We start from the raw sequence: 24,524 nt of genomic DNA on the forward strand, positions 1-24,524 counted from the left end.
ATCGATCAGGCTATTAACCGTGGCGGCGCTCGAAGTCCACCATAAAGTCGGTCAGAGCCTGCACGCCAGCCAGCGGCATCGCATTATAAATAGAAGCGCGCATACCACCCACTACACGGTGGCCCTTAAGGGCGTGAAGCCCGGCGGCGAAGGACTTTTCAAGGAAGACTTTATCCAGCGCGCTGTCTGCCAGTTGGAAAGGGATGTTCATGCGGGAACGGTTCGCCTTCGCCACATCATTGCGATAAAAATCGCTACCGTCGATAACGCCATACAGCAGATCGGCTTTCTGCTGGTTGATTGCATCCATTGCGGCCACACCGCCCCGGTTTTTCAACCACTTGAACACTAAACCAGAAAGATACCAGGCAAAGGTCGGCGGCGTGTTGAACATTGAATCATTTTCGTTGAGTACACCGTAATCAAGAATTGACGGGCAAGCCTGATGCGCCTTGCCAAGCAGATCTTCACGTACCACCACCAGTGTCAAACCTGCCGGGCCAATGTTTTTCTGCGCACCGGCGTAAATGACGCCATAACGGCTTACATCAAGGGGACGAGACAGAATAGTAGAGGAGAAATCCGCCGCGACGACAACATCGCCAAAATCGGGGGTTTCATCAATAGCGATGCCATCAATGGTTTCGTTCGGGCAGTAATGCAGATAAGCGGCGTTATCGCTCAGTTGCCAGTCGCGCATCGGTTTTACCGCGCGCAGGCCGTCAATTGTCGTTTTGGCATCAATGACATTCGGCGTGCAATATTTTTTCGCTTCTTTTACCGCACTCGCCGCCCAGTAGCCAGCATCAACATAATCCGCGCTGGTTTTATCACCCAGCAGGTTCAGCGGTACGCCTGCAAACTGGCCGCGACCACCGCCGTGACAGAACAGAACCTTATAGTTGGAGGGAACGTTCAGCAGTTCACGAAAATCCTTTTCTGCCTCTTCTGCCACCTGGATGAATTCTTTACTACGGTGGCTGATTTCCATCACCGACGTACCAAGACCGTGCCAGTCGCACAATTCCTGTTGCGCCTGTTTGAGCACATCCGCCGGTAATACTGCCGGGCCAGAACTAAAATTGAAGACCTGAGTCATTTCCCCTCACCACGCTATAAAGCAATAAGTTATTCCTGTGACATCGGTTTTATCATTCAGCGTCACGCGCCGCAACGGGTAATAGGAGCCAGCGGGAAGTTGTGCGCTGAATCACATAGCAGAAAGTTTTGTCCGGCGAAGCAAGGCCCGATAAAAACCCTGTTATGTGATACGAATTGCCGTGCTGGCCTTCGACCATTCCGGATTTGCACAGCGTGGACATAATTGATGTTCCCCCACCCGCATGGCGACAATTTTACTGCAACGCACGCAAACGTAGTCGCCGTCTTCAGGTATCCGGGTGAACCGTTCGCTACAGCCTTCAGGCAGAATACACAGGCCGGGTTTTACTTCTTCATCCTTGAAATAGTAAACGCTGAGTTGTCCGTTGGTTTCCATAATCGCCAGCCGAACTTGCCCTAACTGTTCGATTCCACTGGAGCGCAGCTCCATGAAAAACTCAAATTCAGTCAGATTCTCTTCATGTAATTTCTCCCACGCCAGCTCGCCATCTTTGATGATAACGACCGGTTTGCCTTCCAGCAGATCTTCGAGCTTTTCGCTGTGCGACATCAGCCACATCACCAAACGGTACAGCAGTGCCAAGGTAATAAAGACCACCAGCACCGGCAGCATCGGAACGTCATCGTAGAAGGCCACATCCCCTGCCGCAGAGCCCAGGGTCAAAATGATCAGCACTTCAAATAATGACATCTGGCGCACACCGCGCCGACCGGTGATTTTGAGGAAGAGAAAAACCAAAACGAAGGTATAGAGGCTACGCAGCGCGACTTCCCACAAAAAATCCAGGGGGACCTTGTCCAGCGCCATGCGATGCAGGTCAAACGCTTTCATTTTTTTATGCCTGAACAGTGAGTTACTTTCATTAAGCATAGCCAGAAGTTTTATTTTCGCCCCGCCAGCGCCGAAGATAGCGCCAGTCACCTAAAACCCGTATCATTGCGCGCTTTACGTACGAAAAAAGTGATCGCCATGACCCAAACATTTATTCCCGGCAAAGATGCCGCGCTGGAAGATTCCATCGCTCGCTTTCAGCAAAAGCTTACCGACCTCGGTTTCAATATCGAAGAAGCTTCCTGGCTGAACCCCGTCCCTAACGTCTGGTCTGTGCATATCCGCGATAAAGAGTGCGCGCTGTGCTTCACTAACGGTAAAGGCGCAACGAAAAAAGCCGCACTGGCCTCCGCGCTGGGCGAATACTTCGAGCGTCTTTCCACTAACTATTTCTTTGCTGATTTCTGGCTGGGCGACACCATCGCGCAGGGGCCGTTTGTTCACTATCCCAATGAGAAATGGTTCCCGCTGCCGGAAGACGATTCCCTGCCGGAAGGCATTCTCGATGCACGTCTGCGTGCGTTTTACGATCCGGAAAATGAACTGGCCGCAGGCATGCTGGTTGATTTGCAGTCCGGCAATGACGCGCGCGGCATTTGCGCGCTGCCGTTTACTCGTCAGTCTGATGAGCAGACGGTCTATATCCCGATGAACATCATTGGCAACCTGTACGTTTCCAACGGCATGTCCGCGGGCAACACACGTAATGAAGCCCGTGTTCAGGGGCTGTCTGAAGTCTTCGAACGTCATATCAAAAACCGTATTATCGCTGAAAGCATCAGCCTGCCCGAGATCCCACAAGAAGTGCTGGCGCGCTACCCTGGCGTGGTGGAAGCCATCGCTAAACTGGAAGCGGAAGGTTTCCCGATTTTCGCTTACGACGGCTCACTGGGCGGAAAATACCCGGTTATTTGCGTCGTGCTGTTCAACCCGGCCAATGGCACCTGCTTCGCCTCTTTCGGCGCGCATCCGGATTTCGGCGTTGCGCTGGAACGTACGGTGACAGAGCTGCTGCAAGGCCGTGGTCTGAAAGATCTCGACGTATTCACGCCGCCGACCTTTGATGACGAAGAAGTGGCTGAGCACGCAAACCTCGAAACCCACTTCATTGACTCCAGCGGTTTGATCTCCTGGGATATGTTCAAGCAGGACGCGGATTATCCTTTTGTTGACTGGAGCTTTGCTGGAACAACGGAAGAAGAGTTCGCCACGCTGATGAGCATCTTCAAAGCAGAAGATAAAGAAGTGTACATCGCGGATTATGAGCATCTGAGCGTCTATGCCTGCCGTATTCTGGTGCCGGGCATGTCGGATATCTATCCGGCTGAAGATCTATGGTTAGCGAATAACACCATGGGCAGCCATCTGCGCGAAACTATTCTTTCTCTACCAGGTAGCGAATGGGATAAAGAAGAGTATCTGAACCTTCTCGCGCAGTTAGATGATGAAGGTCACGATGACTTTACCCGTGTGCGTGAATTGCTGGGTCTGGCTACCGGCAGAGACAATGGCTGGTATACCCTGCGTATTGGCGAACTAAAAGCAATGCTGGCACTGGCCGGTGGCGATGTGGATCAGGCGCTGGCCTGGACAGAATGGACGATGGAATTTAACGCTTCTATCTTCAGTGCCGAACGCGCGAATTATTATCGTTGCCTGCAAACATTGTTATTGCTGTCTCAGGAAGAAGAGCGCGAACCGCTGCAATATCTGCACGCTTTTGTACGGATGTATGGCGCGCAGGCCGTTGAAGCAGCAAGTGCAGCATTAAGCGGCGAAGCGCCGTTCTACGATCTGCAACCTGCTGATGGTTCTTTGCAGGCGTTCCCGGCGCATCAGTCTTTGTTAGCCGCTTACGAAAAATTACAACGCGCTAAAGCTGCTTACTGGTCTAAGTAGCAATAAATACCACGACAATAAGTAGGCTTAATCACAGGTCTACGTTATATTACGGGGCAATTTCATTGCCCCTTTTTTATTATATTTTGGCGATGAATTCCATATGTAATAATTAAGTTAAATATGAGTGAATACTAACATCTACACATATCTAATATTGTTACTTCTTATGGTAATTACCCCATTTTAATTAACTGTTGTTTGGGAGGCCGTATAAAATTTTTCAACTCATTTTATAACTTTTAAAATTTATTTTTATTTTGATAATCAATAAGTTACTCCGTATTCGCTAAAAAACCATGCGCTTTGCGGTCCTATAAGCCAGGCGAGATATGATCCATATCAAATTCTCTTCTATAATGCTTTGTTAGTATCTCGTCGCCGACTTAATAAAGAGAGAGTTAGTGTGAAAGCTGACAACCCTTTTGATCTAATACTTCCAGCAGAGATGGCCAAAGTTGCCGAAGAAGCTGGTGTCTATAAAGCGACTAAACATCCGCTGAAGACTTTTTACCTGGCGATCACCGCCGGTGTGTTCATCTCCATTGCTTTCGTTTTCTATATTACCGCCACGACCGGTACTGCGACGATGCCGTACGGTATTGCTAAACTGATTGGTGGTATCTGTTTCTCACTCGGGTTAATTCTTTGCATCATTTGTGGTGCAGACCTCTTCACATCGACCGTACTGATTGTTGTGGCGAAAGCCAGCGGGCGGATCACTTGGGGGCAACTCGCTCGCAACTGGATCAACGTCTATGTCGGCAACCTGGTGGGCGCACTGCTCTTTGTCTTATTAATGTGGTTGTCCGGCGAGTATATGGTCGCCAACGGTGGCTGGGGCTTAAATGTTCTCCAGACCGCGGATCACAAGGTACATCATACGTTCATCGAAGCTGTTGCGCTGGGTATCCTGGCGAACCTGATGGTCTGTATGGCCGTATGGATGAGTTATTCCGGCCGCAGCTTGATGGACAAAGCGATGATCATGGTGCTACCGGTTGCGATGTTTGTCGCCAGCGGTTTTGAGCACAGCATTGCAAACATGTTTATGATCCCGATGGGAATCGTAATCCGCGATTTCGCGAGCCCGGAGTTCTGGACCGCAGTTGGTTCCAGCCCGGAAAGTTTTTCTCACCTGACTATTATGAACTTCATTACCGATAACCTGATTCCCGTAACAATCGGGAATATCATCGGTGGAGGCTTGTTAGTCGGGTTGACATACTGGGTCATTTATCTGCGTGGTAACGATCATCATTAATGGTTGTTTCAGGCAGTAAATAAAAAATCCACTTAAGAAGGTAGGTGTTACATGTCCGAGCTTAATGAAAAATTGGCCTCAGCCTGGGAAGGTTTTACCAAAGGCGAATGGCAAAACGCAGTAAACGTACGTGACTTTATCCAGAAAAACTACACCCCGTATGAAGGCGACGAGTCCTTCCTGGCTGGTGCTACTGAAGCGACCACCAAGCTGTGGGACAAAGTCATGGAAGGCGTTAAACTGGAAAACCGCACTCACGCGCCAGTTGATTTCGACACCTCCGTTGCCTCCACTATCACTTCTCATGACGCTGGCTACATCAACAAACAGCTTGAGAAAATCGTTGGTCTGCAAACCGAAGCTCCGCTGAAACGCGCTATTATCCCGTTCGGCGGTATCAAAATGGTTGAAGGTTCCTGCAAAGCGTACAACCGCGAGCTGGATCCTGCCCTGAAAAAAATCTTCACTGAATACCGTAAAACCCACAACCAAGGTGTATTCGATGTTTACACCAAAGACATTCTGAACTGCCGTAAATCCGGTGTTCTGACTGGTCTGCCGGATGCTTACGGCCGTGGTCGTATCATCGGTGACTACCGTCGCGTTGCGCTGTACGGTATCGACTACCTGATGAAAGACAAATACGCACAGTTCCTGTCTCTGCAGTCTGACATGGAAAATGGCGTAAACCTGGAAGCGACTATCCGTCTGCGTGAAGAAATCGCTGAACAGCATCGCGCTCTGGGTCAGATCAAAGAGATGGCAGCTAAATACGGCTGCGATATTTCTGGTCCGGCAACTAACGCGCAGGAAGCTATTCAGTGGACTTACTTCGGCTACCTGGCCGCTGTTAAGTCTCAGAACGGTGCTGCAATGTCCTTCGGTCGCGTATCCACCTTCCTGGACGTGTACATCGAACGTGACCTGAAAGCAGGCAAAATCACTGAACAAGACGCTCAGGAAATGATTGACCACCTGGTCATGAAACTGCGTATGGTCCGCTTCCTGCGTACCCCTGAGTATGATGAACTGTTCTCTGGCGACCCGATTTGGGCAACTGAATCTATCGGTGGTATGGGCGTTGACGGCCGTACTCTGGTTTCCAAAAACAGCTTCCGTTTCCTGAACACCCTGTACACCATGGGCCCGTCTCCGGAACCGAACATCACTATTCTGTGGTCTGAAAAACTGCCGCTGAACTTCAAAAAATTCGCTGCGAAAGTCTCCATCGACACCTCTTCTCTGCAATATGAGAACGACGACCTGATGCGTCCTGACTTCAACAACGACGACTACGCAATTGCTTGCTGCGTAAGCCCGATGGTTGTTGGTAAACAAATGCAGTTCTTCGGTGCTCGCGCTAACCTGGCGAAAACCATGCTGTACGCAATCAACGGCGGCGTTGATGAAAAACTGAAAATGCAGGTTGGTCCGAAATCCGAACCAATCAAAGGCGACGTGCTGAAGTTCGACGAAGTAATGGATCGTATGGATCACTTCATGGACTGGCTGGCTAAACAGTACGTCACCGCACTGAACGTGATTCACTACATGCACGACAAATACAGCTACGAAGCTTCACTGATGGCTCTGCACGATCGTGACGTTGTCCGCACCATGGCTTGCGGTATCGCCGGTCTGTCCGTTGCTGCTGACTCCCTGTCTGCTATCAAATACGCGAAAGTTAAACCGATTCGTGACGAAGACGGTCTGGCTATCGACTTCGAAATCGAAGGCGAATACCCGCAGTTTGGTAACAACGACGCTCGCGTTGATGACATGGCGGTTGACCTGGTAGAACGTTTCATGAAGAAAATTCAGAAACTGACGACTTACCGCAACGCTATCCCGACTCAGTCTGTTCTGACCATCACTTCTAACGTTGTGTACGGTAAGAAAACGGGTAACACCCCGGATGGCCGTCGCGCAGGTGCGCCGTTCGGACCGGGTGCGAACCCGATGCACGGCCGTGACCAGAAAGGTGCTGTTGCCTCTCTGACCTCCGTTGCTAAACTGCCGTTTGCTTACGCTAAAGATGGTATTTCTTACACCTTCTCTATCGTTCCGAACGCGCTGGGTAAAGACGACGAAGTGCGTAAAACCAACCTGGCAGGTCTGATGGATGGTTACTTCCACCATGAGACTTCCATCGAAGGTGGTCAGCACCTGAACGTGAACGTGATGAACCGCGAAATGCTGCTCGACGCGATGGAAAACCCGGAAAAATATCCGCAGCTGACCATCCGTGTTTCTGGTTACGCAGTACGCTTTAACTCCCTGACTAAAGAACAGCAGCAGGACGTTATTACCCGTACTTTCACTCAAACCATGTAATGGTATTGACTGAAATCGCGAACTAAAAAGCGTACACTTAAGGCTCCACGTCAGTGGGGCCTTTTTAACACCTGAAGCCTGCTTTGCCAGCCATTTACCCTTGCTGGATGCCTGCCAAAACAGACTGAGTGCAGAAGGAATGAAACTGCACAGACACAGGTCCTGGATGGGCCACTTCTGGAGAATACATCGCAATGTCAGTTATTGGTCGCATTCACTCCTTCGAATCCTGCGGCACGGTCGACGGCCCGGGCATCCGCTTTATTACCTTCTTCCAGGGCTGCCTGATGCGCTGCCTCTACTGTCATAACCGCGATACCTGGGACACGCACGGCGGCAAAGAAATTACCGTTAAAGAACTGATGCAGGATGTTGTCACCTATCGCCACTTTATGAATGCCTCCGGCGGCGGCGTTACCGCTTCCGGTGGCGAGGCGATTTTACAAGCTGAATTCGTCCGCGACTGGTTCCGCGCCTGTAAGAAAGAGGGCATTCATACCTGCCTTGATACCAATGGTTTTGTCCGCCGCTACGATCCGGTGATCGATGAATTGTTGGACGTCACCGATCTGGTGATGCTCGATCTCAAGCAGATGAATGATGAAATCCACCAGAATCTGGTCGGCGTTTCCAACCATCGCACACTGGAATTCGCGCAATACCTGTCGAAGAAAAATATTAACGTGTGGATCCGCTACGTCGTCGTACCCGGCTGGTCTGATGATGACGACTCCGCGCATCGCCTCGGTGAATTTACCCGTGACATGGGTAACGTTGAGAAAATCGAGCTGCTGCCATATCACGAGCTGGGTAAACATAAATGGGTGGCGATGGGTGAAGAGTACAAACTGGATGGTATTCACCCACCGAAGAAAGAGACGATGGAGCGCGTGAAAGGCATTCTGGAGCAGTACGGCCATAAAGTGATGTACTGACATTTCGCGTTACTGATTTCCTTCCCTAAACGTCATAAGCCGTTACGCAAGTAACGGCTTTATTAAAAGTATCATTCCGTTTGTTGCAAATGCTTTTCTGGCCCAGCGTGGTGTTCTTCACTAAGGCTGTTCAAATCCGCACCTGTTCTGTCCGGTAATGTCAGCGAGGCAATAAACGCAATGGCGTAAGAAGTGATAGCCAACGCGCCCATGGCAACCCCTAAAGGAATCCAACCCGAAAGAAACCCCACCGCCGCAGGCATTAGCGAACCAAAGCCACGACCAAAGCTTGCGCAGAAACCGGCTCCGCCGCCACGCATACTGGTTGGATAAAGCTCCGAAAATGCAGGCATCGTTGACGAAGCTAACCCTCCCTGCAACGCACCCAGGAAATAGCCAAGCACTAAGGTGATATCCAAATTCACCGCCATAAACATGTAGATGCTGACCACACAGGCTTGTAGAACCAGAAACAGCATGATTGTTTTCCAGCGCCCAAATTTGTCGCTGATATAACCACAGATGAACGGCCCCATCAGTGAGCCCAGAATATTGACGAGCAGGTAGCCGGACATTGAGGTGACGGGCAATCCAAGGCTCATGCGCAGATAAGTAGGAAGCCAGGTGATCATGATGTAAGCGCCGCCGAAAATACCGGTCGACAATATCGTGGCGGTAACGGTAATCCGGCGATAACTCTGACCGAAAATCACTTTCACGGTCGAGGTTTTCACTTTGCTTTCACCCTGCTTATTGGTGAGAAAAACGGCAGATTCTGGCGTGCGTTGCCGGATCCACCAGACAACGATTGCCGGGATCACGCCGATAGTGAACAGAATACGCCAGGCCGATTCCTGCGGATAAAACGCCAGGACAAGAGGCAAGACAGCGAGTGATAGTGCGTTTCCGACCGCGTAGCCGCTCTGTATGGTGGAAGCGACACGCCCGCGCAATGATGAGCGGATCACTTCGCTGATCAATACGCCGCTGACGATCATCTCACCGCCGTATCCCAACCCCTGAAAAAAGCGCAACGCGAAGAATTCCCAAAAGTTATCGCAGAAGGCGGTCAGCATGGTAAACACAGTCAGCCAGACAACGGTGAGTTTCATTATTTTGATACGTCCGAAGCGATCGGCCAGCAAGCCTGCGCTCCAGCCGCCGATGGCGCTACCAATCAGTGATACGGAACTTAATATTCCCGCTTCTGATTTCACCAAAAAGCCAATCGATAACAAGATTGGCATTGATAATGAAAAGATCGTGGAATCAAATGCATCCAATACATAGCCGCCAAGACTGGCCAGCCATGATCTTTTTTCAACTGGCGATAAATCTGAATACCATCCAATTTTCATGGGATACCTTATTTCATATATTTATAGGGTGCAGAGCATTCTAGTGATAAATAAACTCAGTATAGATCTCGTGGCAATTCTATAGTCAGGCGCTCACTCGATTACTTAATCGACCGACACGTTCTATTTCCACTTCGATAAGATCGCCGCTTTGTAAGAAAAGCTGTGGAATTCTTTTCATACCAACGCCGCCTGGCGATCCTGTAATAATGACATCTCCGGCTTTTAATCGGGTAAAGGTGCTGATATAGGAAATTAATTCCGGGATTTTATGTACCATATTCCGCGTATTATCATCCTGCACCACCAGGCCATTAAGAATGGTCTTTATCGCCAGATTTTGCGGATCCGGGATCTCCTCAGCCGTCACCAGAAAAGGCCCAAATGCGCCGGTTGCCGGCCAGTTTTTACCTGCGGTATACCAGCTATGTTGCCAGTCCCTGACAGAACCATCCATATAACAACTGTAGCCTGCGATATATTCCAGTGACGCTCTCTCGGAAACGTTAAAACACTCTTTACCGATAATGACCGCCAGTTCGCCTTCATAATCGAATTGAGAAGAGACTACTGGTTTTTGAATAAAATTATTATGTCCGGTTTGTGAATCATTAAAACGAACGAAGATGGTGGGTGCTTTATTTTTTTCATTAAACTCGATGCGTTTATCTTGGTAATTCATTCCAACACATAAGATCTTACCCGGCATATCTATTACAGGAAGAAACTGAACATCGTCAAAACCAATTGTCGCATCGCAATATTGAAAGTGCGCTATTTCATTCAACGCATTTTTATCCAGCAAGTCCTGCAAGGATGAATATTTTTCTCCCATTACTGGAAACAGGTCAACAATATGGTTGTTGCGAACAATCCCATAATGTTTTTTGCCCTGATAAATAAAATTCGCCAGTTTCATTGACATCTCCAACGCTTTTGTAATACCAGCGGATGCTAGCATGTGCACGCTGTAACCGGGCATCAATTAAACATCGAGAGCGATGAGTTTTTTTTATATCCATTCATTCTGCTTAATGTAAAGCGCGCCCAGTGAAAGGCGAATGCCAATGCATTGTGGTAGAAAAAATCGGCCGAACGAATGACTTTTATTTATTGATCCTAAAATTAATAAAAAAAACGTGATGCAAATTACATTATTCGTTTTTTGTTGCTGGATGAGTATCCAGTCGAATTGTGTGAAGTAATGCTTCGGCGGCTGGTGTTAATAGCCCGGAAGCCCGCAACGTTATACCGATATCGCGTCGGGTATTTGGAAGCGCCACCGGGATAACGGCCAAAATATTGTTTTCCAGCTCATAGGCCATTTGTGTGGAAGAAACCACCGCCAACATATCAGAGTGAAGCAACAACCCGCGTACCATTGCAGCATCGCCAGTCTCCACCTGTGGTACCGGCGCTGGGATGCCGATCGCGGCGAAGGTTTTTTCCAACGCATGCCGGGCTGGCGTCTGCGAACGCGGCAACACCCATTTCGCCTGCAGTAAATCTTCCGGCTGTCGGTAGGCGGCGACCAGTGGATGGTCCGCCCGGGCAGTGATAATAATCTCTTCTTTGAACAGCACTTCACTCTTGATGTCGGAGCGAGGCTCATGGTGGCGAAGTGCGCCAATAATGAAATCGATATCACCTGCACGAAGCTCAGCGAGCAGCGCATCATACGGGCTTTCATTGGTGGCAATCGTAATGGCCGGGTGTTGCGCCTGAAATGTGGCGATCGCCTGAGGCAGGATTTGCGAGCGGCTTAGCGGCAAAGCACCAATGCGCACTCGCCCGGTCAACAGACCGTTACAGGCGGCAATATCATCTCGAATATGCGCCAGTTCATTGCAGGCCCGGCTAATGTTGGGATAAATAATATCCGCCGCAATGGTCGGTTTAATTCCGCCGGGTGTGCGGCGAAACAGCGCTATCCCTGCCCCATTCTCCAGCACTTTGAGTGCCGCGCTTACCGCAGGTTGCGTAATACCTAACTTCTCAGCCACCGTGCGGGTGTGATTCATCTTGTAGAGATGGAGGAAAATCTCCAGCCGCCGGGTATTAAATAGCCAAACGGGTTCGGTTTGCTCACGGTTCGCGGTGCGATCAGTCAATTTCGCCAGTAAGGCGGGAATCAAATGCAAATCGTCCATTGCCGTTTGCGCTCTGGGTAATAAACGCTTGCCGTAATCCGTCAATACCATGCCGTTGTAATGACGTTCATACAAAGTGACTTCCAGCTCGGCTTCCAAATCGTGCATCGCGCGGGTGACCGCAGACTGGGTTCTGAACAGTTCATCAGCAGCGCGCGAAATGCTGCCACGGCGGGCAATTTGGCAAAAAAACTTTATCTGCATGATATTGAGCGTTTTTTCTTTATTTTGGGGTTGCATTTTTTCAGACCGAAAAAGATTCAATTGCCACGAACATAAATAGAAATCATAGCCATGACAAGTTTTGGCATGACTGAACGCGTGTTTCTCTATGCCATTCTGCATGAATGATAAAGAGAGGAAATAAATGATGTCAGAGAAGAGAGATACCCAAAGCGGGCTGGTGGTCAGCGCCCATAGCGCGGATTTTGTGTGGCGCGCGGGCGGCGCAATCGCGCTACATGTACAACAAGGTTACCAAATGCATATCGTTTGTCTCTCCTACGGCGAACGTGGCGAATCGGCAAAATTATGGCGCAAAGGCAATGTGACCGAAGCAGCCGTTAAAGAAACACGGCAACAAGAGGCGCAACACGCCGCAGAGCTGCTCGGCGCAACGATCGAATTCTTCGATTTGGGTGATTATCCCTTACGCGCTGATGAAAAAATCTTGCTGCGCCTTGCAGATGTTTATCGCCGTGTACAGCCCCATTTTGTTCTGACCCACCCGATGCAGGATCCCTATAACTACGATCATCCTTTGGCGTTTAATTTGGCGATGGAAGCACGCATCATTGCCCAGGCGGAAGGCTATCGGCCGGGTGAAAAAGTGCTGGAAGCACCGCCGGTTTACTGTTTTGAGCCGCATCAGCCTGAACAATGCAACTGGAAACCCGATGTATTGCTCAATATCAGCGAAGTCTGGGAAAGAAAATATGCCGCCATTCAATGTATGCGCGGGCAAGAGCATCTGTGGGAATACTACACGCGAGTCGCGTTGCAGCGTGGCGTCCAGGCAAAACGCAATATCGGTATCACCAGTCACAAAGCGATAAGCCACGCAGAAGGTTTCCAGAGCATTTATCCCCGAGTGACGGAGAAACTGGCATGAGTCTGGTGAATAAAAAAGGCGTGGTGATCCGTAATATCCCGCGTAGTACAACGGATGTGATTAAAAGCTTTGCGCGTGCAGGGGTGGCGACTACCCACGAAGCTTTCCACCGACAGGGATTACTGGATGCGCGAATTCGCCCAATACAGAAATCGGTTAGCATCGCGGGAAATGCAGTGACGGTTCTGGTCACTCCCGGAGATAACTGGATGTTCCATGTGGCAGTTGAACAATGTCAGCCGGGCGATGTTCTGGTTGTGGCCGCAACATCTCCCTGTACAGATGGTTTTTTCGGCGATCTTCTGGCGACATCGTTGTTGGCGCATGGCGTGCGCGCCCTGATTGCCGATGTTGGCGTACGTGACACCCAGACACTGCGCGATATGGGATTTTCCGTTTGGTCACGTGCCGTGTGCGCGCAAGGGACGGTAAAAGAGACACTCGGTTCGGTGAATGTGCCTGTCATTTGCGGCGGCGTGCTTGTCGTACCGGGCGATATGATTGTCGCTGATGATGATGGCGTGGTGGCTGTTCCCCATGCACTGGCCGCAGAGGTGCTGAAAAAAGCGCAGGCGCGGGCGGAAAATGAAGAAACAAAACGCCAACGCCTCGCACAGGGTGAGCTGGGTCTGGATATCTATGGCATGCGCGAAAAATTGCGCGAGAAAGGGTTATGCTACTATGACAACCCCGGAGATATAGAGCCCTAAAATAACCTCATGCCACAGCGAAGAATTCCGTGTTTATTAATGAGAGGTGGGACATCAAAAGCCACTTGTTTCTTACACAAGGATTTACCTGCATCCACAAGACAGCGTGATGCGGTGCTGTTATCCGTGATGGGGTCTCCCGATCCGCGGCAAATCGATGGCATTGGCGGTGCAGACCCCTTAACCAGTAAGGTCGCCATCGTTAAACCTTCATCCCACGCGGACTGCGATGTTGATTATCTTTTTGCGCAAGTCAAAATCGACCAGGCGTGGGTAGATTATGGGCAAAACTGCGGCAATATTTTGGCCGCCGTCGGCGCGTTTGCCCTGGAGCGAAACCTGGTTGCGCTTACGCCGCCATTAACGCCCGTGCGGGTATTTATGGAAAATACCGGGCAGCGGGTCATCGTGAATGTGCCTTGTGATAGCGACGGCGTGCTGTACCAGGGCAATGTTCATATTGCCGGCGTTCCGGGGAGCGCTGGCGGCATTGAACTCTTCTTCCCTTCTCTCACAACAGACGATCCGCGCCTGGCTTTTCCCACTGGGCAAAAGCGCGAAAGTATTCTGGATATCGATGTCACTTGTATTAATAACGGGATGCCAGTGGTGCTTCTTTGCGCTAACGCACTCGGTCTGCAAGGGCATGAGCCACCTGAGTTACTGGAACAAGATGGCGCATTAATGCAAAAAATCGACGCCATTCGTCTCGCCGCGGGTGAGCGAATGGGATTGGGTGAGGTGTCGCAACGGTCAGTGCCTAAAGTTGTGCTGCTCTCAACATCAGGTGTAGCAAACAGAATTATCACTCGCAGTTTTTCCGCACAACGGTGCCACCGCGCAATTGGCGTGTTTGCCGCCATCAGTGTCGCCAGTGCGTTGCTGACGCCAGGCACACTCGGCGCAGATTTTACTGCGCCACCTACGACAACAAGTATTACGGTTGATCTGCAGCACCCTTCCGGGGTGTTGAGCATTGATGTGGCGTTGTCACCTGAAGGATTGCTGCTGGGTTGCCATCTGCTGCGCACCGCACGCTTACTTTTTGCCGGGGAAGTGATGATCCCCGCACATGTCTGGCCCTGAATAACAGCCGGATGGCGCGAGCGCACATCCGGAATGGAAAACATTACGCATGAGCAACGGGCGTCGGATGCTGACCGGCTTTGCGCATCAGCATCACCAGATAAACCAGCGATACACCCGCAATCATGATAAACAGCAGGCTGTCTGAATAGCTCTGCATCAGCATCGCGGTCAGTGTCGGGCCAAGCAGGCTACCAATGGTGTAGCTCAGTAACAGCGCCTGGTTCATCGCCACCAGTTGATGATGCTCCACCTTTTCACAGGCCCAGGCCATCGCCACCGGGTAAAGCGTAAAACCCGCGGTACCCAGCACAAACAGCGCGGGTGCCATCGCAGCGCTGCCCAACATGGCAAAACAACCGACGATCACCACAAACACCTGCACGCGCAACACCAGCAGGCGGCCAAAGCGGTCTGCCAGACGACCAATCGGCCATTGACCCACGATGCCCGCGCTCACCATCAGTGCCATCCAGAAACCGATACCTGAATCGCTAATCCCCTGATGGGAGAGATACAGCGGCATCAGGCCGTACAGCGATCCGAGAATAATTCCAGAAATAATGCAGCCATTCACGCCAAGACGCGCCTGGCGCAGGCGCAGCATCGGCCATACTGATGTCGCCGCTTGCTCTTCGCTGTGCTGGTTGACGATGCGGGTAAACAACAGCGGCAAAATCGCCGCCAGCACAAGGCCGGTGACCCACGGCAGCACATTCATCAACTCCGTTGATAACTTGCTGACCATCAACTGACCGAGAACGGTCCCCACGTAATAAACCATCATATAGGCGGCCAGTAGGCGGCCACGGTTGCGGGACGTGCCGCTGCACATCAAGGCACTTTCCACGACAACCCAAATCATCGCGCAGCCCACACCAGCGATAAAACGCCAAATCATCCAGCTCCAGAAGCCGACCATCAGCCCTAACCCCACACAGCCCACCGCGAAAATCAGCGACGCGATGTAATAGCTGCGATTAAAGCCCAACCGACGAATAACACGCCCGGTCAATAACGTACCCAGCAAGTTACCGGTGAAATAGGAGGAGCCAACCATGCCCACCTGCCATGTCGGCAGATTTTCATGGGTGAGCCAAAGGGGCACGAGCGTGTTCAGCGTCGCGATCGCCAGCGTCAACAGCATCAAGCCACAGAGCAATAACAGCACTGGCCGGGTATAGGTGGTCATGGGTAAAAACCGTGAGGAAGTTCAGAATTCGTGCGCATCATGCCACTGGCAAAAACATTGTCAATCCACGGTTTTTGGGCGCTGAGGCGTTTTACGTAACGACGATTCGTAAAACTTATCCACTATCACGACTTAGCCGATGAGGAATAATTCAGCTTGTTGATTAGTAAGTGATATTCCAGAAGAGTAGCAAATTTATCAGTTGAAAAAATTCATGATGATTTATCGCTTAACCGTGCTGAAAAATAAGCAATAAAAAAGCGCCCGTAGGCGCTTTCAGGAAAGATTCAGAAACGGCGATTAACCGATGTACTCCAGCCCGTTCATATACGGACGCAGCACTTCCGGCACTTCAATACGGCCATCTGCCTGCTGGTAGTTTTCCAGCACGGCAACCAGCGTACGACCAACTGCCAGCCCGGAACCATTCAGCGTATGTACCAGACGAGTTTTCTTGTCGGACTTGCTGCGGCAACGCGCTTGCATACGCCGCGCCTGGAAATCCCATATGTTAGAGCAGGAAGAGATTTCGCGGTAAGTATCCTGCGCAGGTACCCACACTTCCAGATCGTAGGTTTTGCAGGCACCAAAGCCCATATCACCGGTGCACAGCAGAATTTTGCGGTACGGCAGACCGAGCAGTTGCAGCACTTTTTCTGCATGACCGGTCATCTCTTCCAGCGCCGCCATGGAATCTTCCGGGCGAACAATCTGCACCATCTCCACTTTGTCGAACTGGTGCATACGAATCAGACCACGTGTATCACGGCCGTAGGAACCTGCTTCAGAGCGGAAGCACGGCGTATGCGCAGTCATTTTAATCGGCAGATCGTCTTCGTCGATGATCTCATCACGCACCAGGTTAGTCAGCGGGACTTCAGCCGTCGGGATCAGCGCGTAATTGCTGCTGTCTGACTCTTCTTCCAGCGGACGGGTATGGAACAGATCGCCAGCAAATTTCGGCAGTTGGCCGGTACCATACAATGTGTCGTGGTTGACCAGATACGGCACATAATTTTCCGCATAACCGTGTTGTTCAGTGTGCAGATCCAGCATGAATTGCGCCAACGCGCGGTGCATGCGGGCAATCTGCCCTTTCATCACCACAAAACGGGAACCGGTCAGTTTTACCGCAGCGGCAAAATCCAGGCCGCTGTGCATTTCACCAAGGGTCACATGATCGCGGATGTCGAAATCAAACTGGCGCGGAGTGCCCCAGCGGCTGATTTCGACGTTGTCGTTCTCATCACGACCCGCAGGAACGCAATCGTCTGGCAGGTTTGGGATGGTCAGCGCAATATCGCGGATCTCCGCCAACAGGGTTTCCAGCTCGGCTTTCGCCGCGTCCAGCTCTTCACCCAGTTTGTTGACTTCCAGGCGTAAAGGCTCGATATCTTCCCCGCGTGCTTTCGCCTGGCCAATGGATTTCGATCGCGAGTTACGCTCTGCCTGCAGGTTTTCGGTATTGACCTGCAGAACTTTACGACGCTCTTCAAGCGCACGTAATTTATCTACATCCAGCTTAAAGCCCCGGCGTGCCAGTTTTTCAGCGACTGCGTCTGGCTCGGTACGCAGCAGATTGGGATCGAGCATGCTTTTCCTGTGCTTATCGAATTGAAATAAAAGAACACGACCGCAGCCTGCGATCGTGGGTATGAGGCGTAACCTTACCGCAACGCCCGCACTAGCGATAGCGTTTTATAGGGCTTTTATGATCCTGTTCAGCGAGCCAGGCGAGCTTTTCGCCAATCTTGCCTTCAAGGCCTCTGCTGGAGGGACGGTAATAGCGTGTTTGTGCCAATTCTTGCGGGAAATATTCTTCTCCGGCGGCATACGCATTGGGCTCATCGTGCGCGTAACGATATTCCTGACCGTAGCCCATCTCTTTCATCAGCTTGGTCGGCGCATTGCGCAGGTGAACTGGCACGTCAAAGTCCGGGCGATCGCGCGCGTCGGCCAAGGCGGCTTTAAACGCGGTGTAAACGGCATTGCTTTTCGGCGCGCAGGCCAGGTAAACGATCGCTTGCGCGATAGCGCGTTCGCCTTCGGCCGGGCCGACACGGGTAAAACAATCCCAGGCGGAAATAGCGACCTGCATCGCTCGGGGATCGGCATTGCCAACATCTTCGGAAGCGATGGCCAGGCAGCGGCGAGCAACGTACAGCGGATCGCCACCGGCCGTGATAATGCGGGCATACCAGTAGAGCGCGGCATCCGGCGCGCTGCCCCGCACAGATTTGTGGAACGCGGAAATAAGGTCGTAGAAGCGGTCACCTTTGTTGTCGAAACGCGCGCTGCGCTCGCCCGCGATTTCGGTCAACAGTTCCGGCTTCAATACGCGCTTACCGGTATCATCCAGTTCCGCCATATCCGCCATCATTTCCAACGTGTTTAACGCCCTGCGCGCATCGCCATTAACCAATTCGGCGATGGCCCGTCGTGTGTCATCCGGCAAAACAATGTCCTGCCCACCGTAGCCACGCGCCTTATCTTCCATCGCCTGCGTTAACACCTGCTCAATATCTTCGGTCGTCAGGGATTTCAGCAGGTATACACGCGCGCGAGACAGTAGTGCTGAATTAAGTTCAAAAGAGGGGTTTTCAGTCGTCGCACCGATAAAGGTGATGGTGCCATCTTCGATATGCGGCAGAAACGCGTCCTGCTGGCTTTTGTTAAAGCGATGGACTTCATCAACAAACAGAATGGTGCGCCGCCCGGCATTGCGGTTTTGACGCGCGCGCTCAATGGCTTCGCGGATCTCTTTCACGCCAGACGTGACGGCGGAAATACGCTCGACGTCCGCGCTGGCATAACGGGCAATCACTTCTGCCAGCGTGGTTTTCCCGGTACCCGGCGGCCCCCAGAGGATCATGGAGTGCAAATGCCCGGCTTCGATGGCGCGAGGCAAAGGCTTGCCGGCAGCCAGAAGATGTTGCTGGCCAATGTACTGCGCTAAATTTTCTGGCCGCATACGGGCGGCCAGAGGTTGAAACGCGTTCTCGGAAAAATCGAGCGACATGTTGCTCATGCACGCCTCTTACTTACGTTGGTCATCAACCGTTACGCCCTGCGGCGGGGTAAAGGTGAATTTCGAAGCATCAACCGCGCCATTTTGCTGCGCTTTTAATTGATAGCTACTGCGTTGGTCATCCTGCTCGATAGCGCTGAACTGATGGATAGTGCCATCACGGCCCACGTTAATGGTGAATTGTTTCAGGTTACCGCTGCTGCTTTTCGGCGTCAGGATAAAATCATCGCCCTTCTGCTCAATGTTGTAGTGCTGCCAGTCGCTGGACTGGTTACGGGCAATCAGCATAAACGGCGTGTTGCTGGTCGCATCTTTCAGCCAGGTTGCCGTCGCCTGTTCTACAAATGGGTTGTAGAACCACAAGGTTTTACCGTCGGACACCAGCACACTTTCGTCCGGCTGAGTCATATGCCAGTTAAACAGATTCGGGCGTTTCACCCACAAATCTCCTTGACCTTCCTGCACCGCAGCGCCGCTGCCATCTGTTACTTTCTGGGTAAAGCTGGCATGAAAACTGCTGACTTTATCGAGACGGCTTTTCAGATCGCTGGAAGCATCCGCCCATACGTTGCTGGCCAGCAGACTGCCCATCAGCGCACAAACCATGGCGATTTTTTTCATTGTAGTTCCTCAGATACGTCACTCCCGACGTGGGAGAATACTTCTGTCACTCTAGGTACCGTGTACCCGGAGAGACAGAAGAAAAGACTGAATTTTTAGATTTTTACCCAACTTTGCAATCAATCGAACGGCGGCGGTGCCAGCACTTCACGGTTACCGTTATGCCCCTGTTCGCTGACGATCCCCTGCGCTTCCATCTGCTCAATAATGCGCGCCGCACGGTTATAACCGATGCGGAACTGGCGCTGCACGCCAGAGATAGAGGCTTTGCGTTTTTCGGTGACGAAGTTGACGGCCTGGTCGAACAACGGATCCAGATCTTCGCCGCCGTCAAAACCACCCGCGCCGCCTTCGCTTTCACTGTCGGAGGTAATCCCATCGACATACTGCGGACGACCACGCGCTTTCCAGTCCTGAACCACTGCATGCACTTCCTGATCGCGAACGAACGCGCCGTGGACACGAACCGGCGCAGAAGTGGAGTTCGGGCCGGAATAGAGCATATCACCCATGCCAAGCAGTGATTCCGCGCCGCCCTGATCGAGGATGGTTCGTGAGTCAATCTTGCTGGAAACGGTAAAAGCAATACGCGTCGGGATGTTGGCTTTAATCAAGCCGGTAATGACATCGACGGAAGGACGCTGCGTGGCCAGTACCAGGTGGATACCGGCTGCGCGGGCTTTCTGTGCCAGACGCGCGATCAGCTCTTCCACTTTCTTGCCGACCGTCATCATCAGATCGGCGAACTCATCGACCAGCACCACGATGTACGGCAGTTTTTCCAGCACCGGATGCTGAGCATCCATGCTGTCACCCGGCTTCCAGTAAGGATCCGGGATTGGACGGCCCATGCGCGCGGCTTCGGCAATTTTCTCGTTGTAACCGGCGAGATTACGCACGCCCAGCGCGGACATCAGTTTGTAACGGCGTTCCATCTCGTTGACGCTCCAGCGCAGAGCGTTGGCGGCGTCTTTCATATCCGTGACCACTTCGGTCAACAAATGTGGGATCCCTTCGTAAACGGAAAGCTCCAGCATTTTCGGGTCAATCATGATGAAACGCACTTCGTCCGGCGTCGCTTTATACAGCATGCTGAGGATCATGGCGTTAACACCGACGGACTTACCGGAACCGGTGGTACCCGCAACCAGCAAGTGCGGCATTTTCGCCAGATCGGCAATCACCGGATCGCCTGCAATGTCTTTACCCAACACCACGGTCAGCGGTGATGGATTTTCGCGGAATTTCACGCAGTCCAGCACTTCACGCAGATACACGGTTTGACGTTTCTTGTTCGGCAACTCAAGGCCAACGTACGGTTTGCCAGGAATAACCTCAACCACGCGCACCGCAACGGTCGAAAGCGAACGCGCAAGGTCACGAGAAAGGTTGGAAATACGCGCCGCTTTGACACCCGGCGCAAGGTTCAGCTCGAAACGGGTAATAACCGGACCCGGTGAATAGTTCACCACGTCAGCTTTGATACGGAAATCCGCCAGGCGGGCTTCAACCAGACGCGCCATCTGCTCAAGCGCAAAGGTATCGACAGGCTCCACTTCTGCTGGCGGTTGCGTCAACAGATCCAGTGACGGCAGCGGCGTAGTCGGTTTCTGCACCGGGCGGCTATCACCGTTACGCATCAACAGCGGGTGAATCAGGCTCTCCTGCGGCTGCGGTACAACGGATTGCTGATGTTGCGGCGGCTGTGCGACAGGTTGTTGATACTGTTGCTGAGGCTGCTGATACTGCTGTTGCGCAGGCTGTTGGTACTGTTGCTGCGTTGGCGATTGATAATGCTGCGGCTGGGTCGGCGCTTCTTGCTCCGGCATCGCACTCGGGGTAAACAGCGGTTCGCTTGGACCATCATCCACCAGCGTTTTCATTGGCGAAAACGCAAAATCTTCTGGCATAAAGGCCTGCGCCCCGGCAGGTTGTTCCCCACCGTAGCGCTGTTGCTGAGATGCTGCGAACTGGCGCGCGAGTTCAGCCTCTTCGGCGTCTTCTTCATTCAGCGCAGGCTGCTGGAGCTGCGGCGTCTCATGCTGGAACTCATCGCCATAACGATCGTGCTGGGTGGCGGCAAACTGACGCGCCAGCTCGTTTTGCTGCAGCATATCGGCATCATCATCGTAAAGATGCTCGTTTTGTGGACGACCATCATCTTCACGCGCTCGCTCTTCCGCCATGCGTTGGGAAGGCAGTTTGATACCGTAGGAAGCCAGCTCGCGACGCGTCGGCACGCGAACGCGGTTAGGGCGAGGAAGCTGCGGACCAATCCCCTCTTTCACCTGTGGGCGCGGCGCGCCACCGGCTGCGAGGCTAAAGACCGGGCCAGCCGCCGCTGCAACAGCCGCAGCATTCCCTGTTGCTTGCTGCACGCCATCGGCGACAGGCGAAACGGTCGGGTCAATCGCCGGAACTGACGGCATTGACGGTGTTGAAGGCTTCGATACAGGCTCGGCTTTGGCAGATTCAGGGATCGGCTGATACCAGGCGGCCAGTTGCTCACGTTCGCGCGCGCGTTTTTCTTCAACTTCTTCAAAATAGTAGAGCGGCGGGCGCACCTGTTTCACTTCTTCAACTGGCTCAGGTTCAGATGGCACAATCAGCTCTGGCGCAGGCGCAATTTGCGGCTCATTTTGCCACGGGAGAGCGTCATGAGCCGACTGAGCATAGACGTCTTCTTCCTGCGGTTGCGGCGTGACTGGCGCATCTGGCGTCCAGTTTTCTTGCGCTATCGGTTGCTGCCACTCAGGCACGTTCGGTTGGGCTGTCTGCTGATAAGGAACGTCCTGCGCATATTGCTCAGGATGATATGGCGCGTTTTGCGGCGCGGGTGCCTGAGCATAAGGCCATTCAACGTCCGGTTGCGGTGCATGAATGACCGGTTCGGCAGGCGCAGCATAGGTTTGTGCGGTTGCGGTTGTCGCAGCAGCAGCGGCCGCAACAGGTTCCGTCACGCTACGACCGTTCAGCAACGGATCATATTCTGGTTCGCTTTCCGTGGCACGATGGCCGGAGAACAGCACATCATCAGCTTGCGCAGGAATGCCACGCGCGCTGTAGGCAATATCCTCTTCGTCGTCATCCATGCGTTTACCGGAGAACAACGCGGCGTCGGTTTTCCTCCCCATCGGGTTGGCGAATTTCTCCGCAACGCGTTTACGGCGCGCTAACGCACCGCGAAGAATGCGGGCGCGGCGTGACTCACGCGGCGGTTCGTCTTCGTATTCGTCGTCTTCATACTCTTCGTCATCGACCCAGGTATCATCGCGACGGGTACGATTGCTGGCGAAAGTCAGGATATTAAGAATAACACTGCCGATTTTCTCAGCGATGGTGACCCAGGACCAGCCAGTGAATAACGTCAGCCCAGCGGCCCAGATACAGAGTAAGGCGAGCGTACCGCCGCTGCTGCGCAGCAGTGGTTGCAGTGTAGTGCTTAACAAGCTGCCGATGACGCCGCCGGAGGCGAAGTACCAGATATCATCAGCGTTAATGGCGGCTAAGCCGCAAGAGGTAAGGATCAGCGCCAGCGCGCCAATGGTGCGCAGAGAGACGGCGAAATAGTCTATATAATCTTCGCTGGTGCGGTGACGGTATGCGAACCAGCAACCACCAATAATGATCACCGGAATGGTGTAAGCCATGATGCCGAAGATGAAAAACAGCGTATCGGCAAGCCATGCGCCGGGCACACCGCCGAGATTGTGGATCGGTTCATGCCAGGCCGTTTGCGACCAGCTTGGATCGGACGGATTAAAGCTCAGAAGCGCCGCCATCAACCAGACGGCAGAAAGTGCAACGAGGATCAGCAACGCCTCCAGGAGTCGGCGTCCGCTGCTTAGCTTAGTGAATGTGACTTCTTTGTCTTCGGTGTATTCCTGGCTCAAGACAGGCTCTCCAGGTCCTTGATGCTAAAACGGACAACAGCGCCGGGTCTCCCCGGCACTGCTGCTGTATGGATTAACAGGAGTGTAATCAAAAAACAGCGATTGTGCACCTGTTCCGTATTAGCGCGTCTTAATTACCAGACGATTGCTCTGTTTGACCTCTTCCATCACTACATAAGTGCGGGTGTCGTTAACGCCCGGCAGACGCAGCAGGGTTTCCCCTAACAGTTTGCGGTAAGCCGACATATCCGGTACGCGCGTCTTCAACAGATAGTCGAAATCGCCTGAAACCAAATGACACTCTTGAATTTCTTCAAGTTTTTGCACTGCTGAGTTGAATTGTTCAAACACATCCGGCGCGCCACGATTCAGAGTAATCTCAACAAATACCAGAAGTGATGCATCCAGATAATGCGGGTTAAGCAGCGCCGTATAGCCCTGAATAAACCCTTGTCTTTCCAGCCTGCGCACACGCTCAAGGCACGGCGTCGGGGAAAGTCCCACTCGTTTAGAAAGCTCGACGTTGGAAATACGCCCATCTTTTTGCAGTTCGTTCAAAATATTGCGATCGATGCGGTCGAGATCTTTGCCAGGGCGCTTCTTACTATCTACCATTATTATTGTCTCTCTGTATTCCTTCCCTACTCCTGTCTTGACCCTGCGCACTTCACTGTTCAGGATCCTTGCCCATTGTGCTATGCAGCGCGTAATAAAGAATTAACGCGACACGTAATCCCAGGGGCAGTATTGAGAAGACCGTTGCCAGGGGCAGCCATCGATATCACGAATGGCGTCTGTCCACGCCATACGTAGATTTCGCTAGCCCGGTAAAATGGCATTTACATGCGTGAATTTGCGTCACGCGCGAAACACTGCTTTTTTTCTTCCTTTGATGTTTTCGCAAAAGCGCAGGGGATTGTCAAAGCAAAACATCTTTTTTTAGTACAACATGCCAGATATTCATCAAGGCCACTCCTTAATCCTCATTT

At 52.1% G+C, this 24,524-nt stretch carries 18 protein-coding genes; 7 read left to right on the forward strand and 11 right to left on the reverse strand.

The genetic code is table 11. From position 1 onward, the window contains the following. Window positions 1–13: 13 nt before the first annotated feature. Together serC and AAEY27_RS14325 are read right to left on the reverse strand one after the other, a co-directional pair. The gene (gene serC, locus AAEY27_RS14320; protein WP_342321296.1) at window positions 14–1,099 is read right to left on the reverse strand and encodes a 3-phosphoserine/phosphohydroxythreonine transaminase; all 1,086 of its coding nucleotides are present in this window, start codon (window positions 1,097–1,099) and stop codon (window positions 14–16) included. 162 nt (window positions 1,100–1,261) lie between these two features. Then, window positions 1,262–1,954 carry a DUF421 domain-containing protein gene (locus tag AAEY27_RS14325; protein ID WP_342325583.1) on the reverse strand — a complete coding sequence of 231 codons (693 nt, stop codon included), beginning with the start codon at window positions 1,952–1,954 and terminating at the stop codon, window positions 1,262–1,264. A gap of 138 nt (window positions 1,955–2,092) precedes the next feature. Here AAEY27_RS14325 and ycaO point away from each other — a divergent pair, with 138 nt between their 5' ends. The 4 genes from ycaO (at window position 2,093) to pflA (ending at window position 8,386) form a co-directional block, all read left to right on the forward strand. Then, on the forward strand, window positions 2,093–3,853 hold the full coding sequence (gene ycaO / locus AAEY27_RS14330; protein ID WP_342321297.1) for a 30S ribosomal protein S12 methylthiotransferase accessory factor YcaO: 1,761 nt from the start codon (window positions 2,093–2,095) through the stop codon (window positions 3,851–3,853). Between the two features lie 406 nt (window positions 3,854–4,259). Next, on the forward strand, window positions 4,260–5,117 hold the full coding sequence (focA, locus tag AAEY27_RS14335) for a formate transporter FocA (protein WP_342321299.1): 858 nt from the start codon (window positions 4,260–4,262) through the stop codon (window positions 5,115–5,117). A gap of 51 nt (window positions 5,118–5,168) precedes the next feature. Beyond that, window positions 5,169–7,451 (forward strand): formate C-acetyltransferase, encoded by a 2,283-nt coding sequence (gene pflB / locus AAEY27_RS14340; protein WP_342321301.1) that lies wholly within the window; start codon window positions 5,169–5,171, stop codon window positions 7,449–7,451. A gap of 194 nt (window positions 7,452–7,645) precedes the next feature. Continuing rightward, window positions 7,646–8,386: a pyruvate formate lyase 1-activating protein gene (pflA, locus tag AAEY27_RS14345; protein WP_342321303.1), complete on the forward strand. Its 741-nt coding sequence runs from the start codon at window positions 7,646–7,648 to the stop codon at window positions 8,384–8,386. A gap of 71 nt (window positions 8,387–8,457) precedes the next feature. Here the strand turns inward: pflA and AAEY27_RS14350 are convergent, their stop codons facing one another. From AAEY27_RS14350 to AAEY27_RS14360, 3 genes are all read right to left on the reverse strand, one after another. Further along, window positions 8,458–9,633, reverse strand: coding sequence for an MFS transporter (locus AAEY27_RS14350; RefSeq protein WP_342321305.1), 1,176 nt, complete (start codon window positions 9,631–9,633; stop codon window positions 8,458–8,460). Window positions 9,634–9,829: 196 nt separating this feature from the next. Next, window positions 9,830–10,663, reverse strand: coding sequence for a fumarylacetoacetate hydrolase family protein (locus AAEY27_RS14355; RefSeq protein WP_342321307.1), 834 nt, complete (start codon window positions 10,661–10,663; stop codon window positions 9,830–9,832). A gap of 235 nt (window positions 10,664–10,898) precedes the next feature. Continuing rightward, window positions 10,899–12,134 (reverse strand): LysR family transcriptional regulator, encoded by a 1,236-nt coding sequence (locus AAEY27_RS14360; RefSeq protein WP_425294682.1) that lies wholly within the window; start codon window positions 12,132–12,134, stop codon window positions 10,899–10,901. Between the two features lie 130 nt (window positions 12,135–12,264). On the opposite strand from AAEY27_RS14360, the gene AAEY27_RS14365 reads away from it, so the two are divergent. The 3 genes from AAEY27_RS14365 to AAEY27_RS14375 are packed head-to-tail and all read left to right on the forward strand — an operon-like array spanning window position 12,265 to window position 14,801. Beyond that, on the forward strand, window positions 12,265–13,005 hold the full coding sequence (locus AAEY27_RS14365; protein WP_342321308.1) for a PIG-L deacetylase family protein: 741 nt from the start codon (window positions 12,265–12,267) through the stop codon (window positions 13,003–13,005). Then, window positions 13,002–13,715: a 4-carboxy-4-hydroxy-2-oxoadipate aldolase/oxaloacetate decarboxylase gene (locus AAEY27_RS14370; protein WP_342321310.1), complete on the forward strand. Its 714-nt coding sequence runs from the start codon at window positions 13,002–13,004 to the stop codon at window positions 13,713–13,715. The genes AAEY27_RS14365 and AAEY27_RS14370 overlap by 4 nt, the downstream gene beginning before the upstream one ends. Window positions 13,716–13,724: 9 nt before the next feature. Then, window positions 13,725–14,801, forward strand: a complete 1,077-nt coding sequence (locus AAEY27_RS14375) for a PrpF domain-containing protein (RefSeq protein ID WP_342321311.1) — start codon at window positions 13,725–13,727, stop codon at window positions 14,799–14,801. Window positions 14,802–14,844: 43 nt separating this feature from the next. Here AAEY27_RS14375 and AAEY27_RS14380 read toward each other — a convergent pair whose 3' ends face one another. The 6 genes from AAEY27_RS14380 to lrp form a co-directional block, all read right to left on the reverse strand. Then, the gene (locus AAEY27_RS14380) at window positions 14,845–15,993 is read right to left on the reverse strand and encodes an MFS transporter (protein WP_342321312.1); all 1,149 of its coding nucleotides are present in this window, start codon (window positions 15,991–15,993) and stop codon (window positions 14,845–14,847) included. A gap of 300 nt (window positions 15,994–16,293) precedes the next feature. Then, window positions 16,294–17,586 (reverse strand): serine--tRNA ligase, encoded by a 1,293-nt coding sequence (serS, locus tag AAEY27_RS14385; RefSeq protein ID WP_342321313.1) that lies wholly within the window; start codon window positions 17,584–17,586, stop codon window positions 16,294–16,296. 91 nt (window positions 17,587–17,677) lie between these two features. Continuing rightward, window positions 17,678–19,021 (reverse strand): replication-associated recombination protein RarA, encoded by a 1,344-nt coding sequence (gene rarA, locus AAEY27_RS14390; protein WP_342321315.1) that lies wholly within the window; start codon window positions 19,019–19,021, stop codon window positions 17,678–17,680. A gap of 9 nt (window positions 19,022–19,030) precedes the next feature. Beyond that, a complete protein-coding gene (gene lolA / locus AAEY27_RS14395) occupies window positions 19,031–19,642 on the reverse strand; it encodes an outer membrane lipoprotein chaperone LolA (RefSeq protein WP_342321316.1) in 612 nt (203 codons plus the stop codon). Window positions 19,643–19,761: 119 nt separating this feature from the next. Beyond that, on the reverse strand, window positions 19,762–23,535 hold the full coding sequence (ftsK, locus tag AAEY27_RS14400) for a DNA translocase FtsK (protein ID WP_342321317.1): 3,774 nt from the start codon (window positions 23,533–23,535) through the stop codon (window positions 19,762–19,764). A 120-nt stretch (window positions 23,536–23,655) separates the two neighbouring features. Then, window positions 23,656–24,150: a leucine-responsive transcriptional regulator Lrp gene (gene lrp, locus AAEY27_RS14405; RefSeq protein WP_002439523.1), complete on the reverse strand. Its 495-nt coding sequence runs from the start codon at window positions 24,148–24,150 to the stop codon at window positions 23,656–23,658. Window positions 24,151–24,524: the final 374 nt, after the last annotated feature.

Source organism: Kosakonia sp. BYX6 (assembly GCF_038449125.1).
Lineage (GTDB): Bacteria > Pseudomonadota > Gammaproteobacteria > Enterobacterales > Enterobacteriaceae > Kosakonia > Kosakonia calanthes.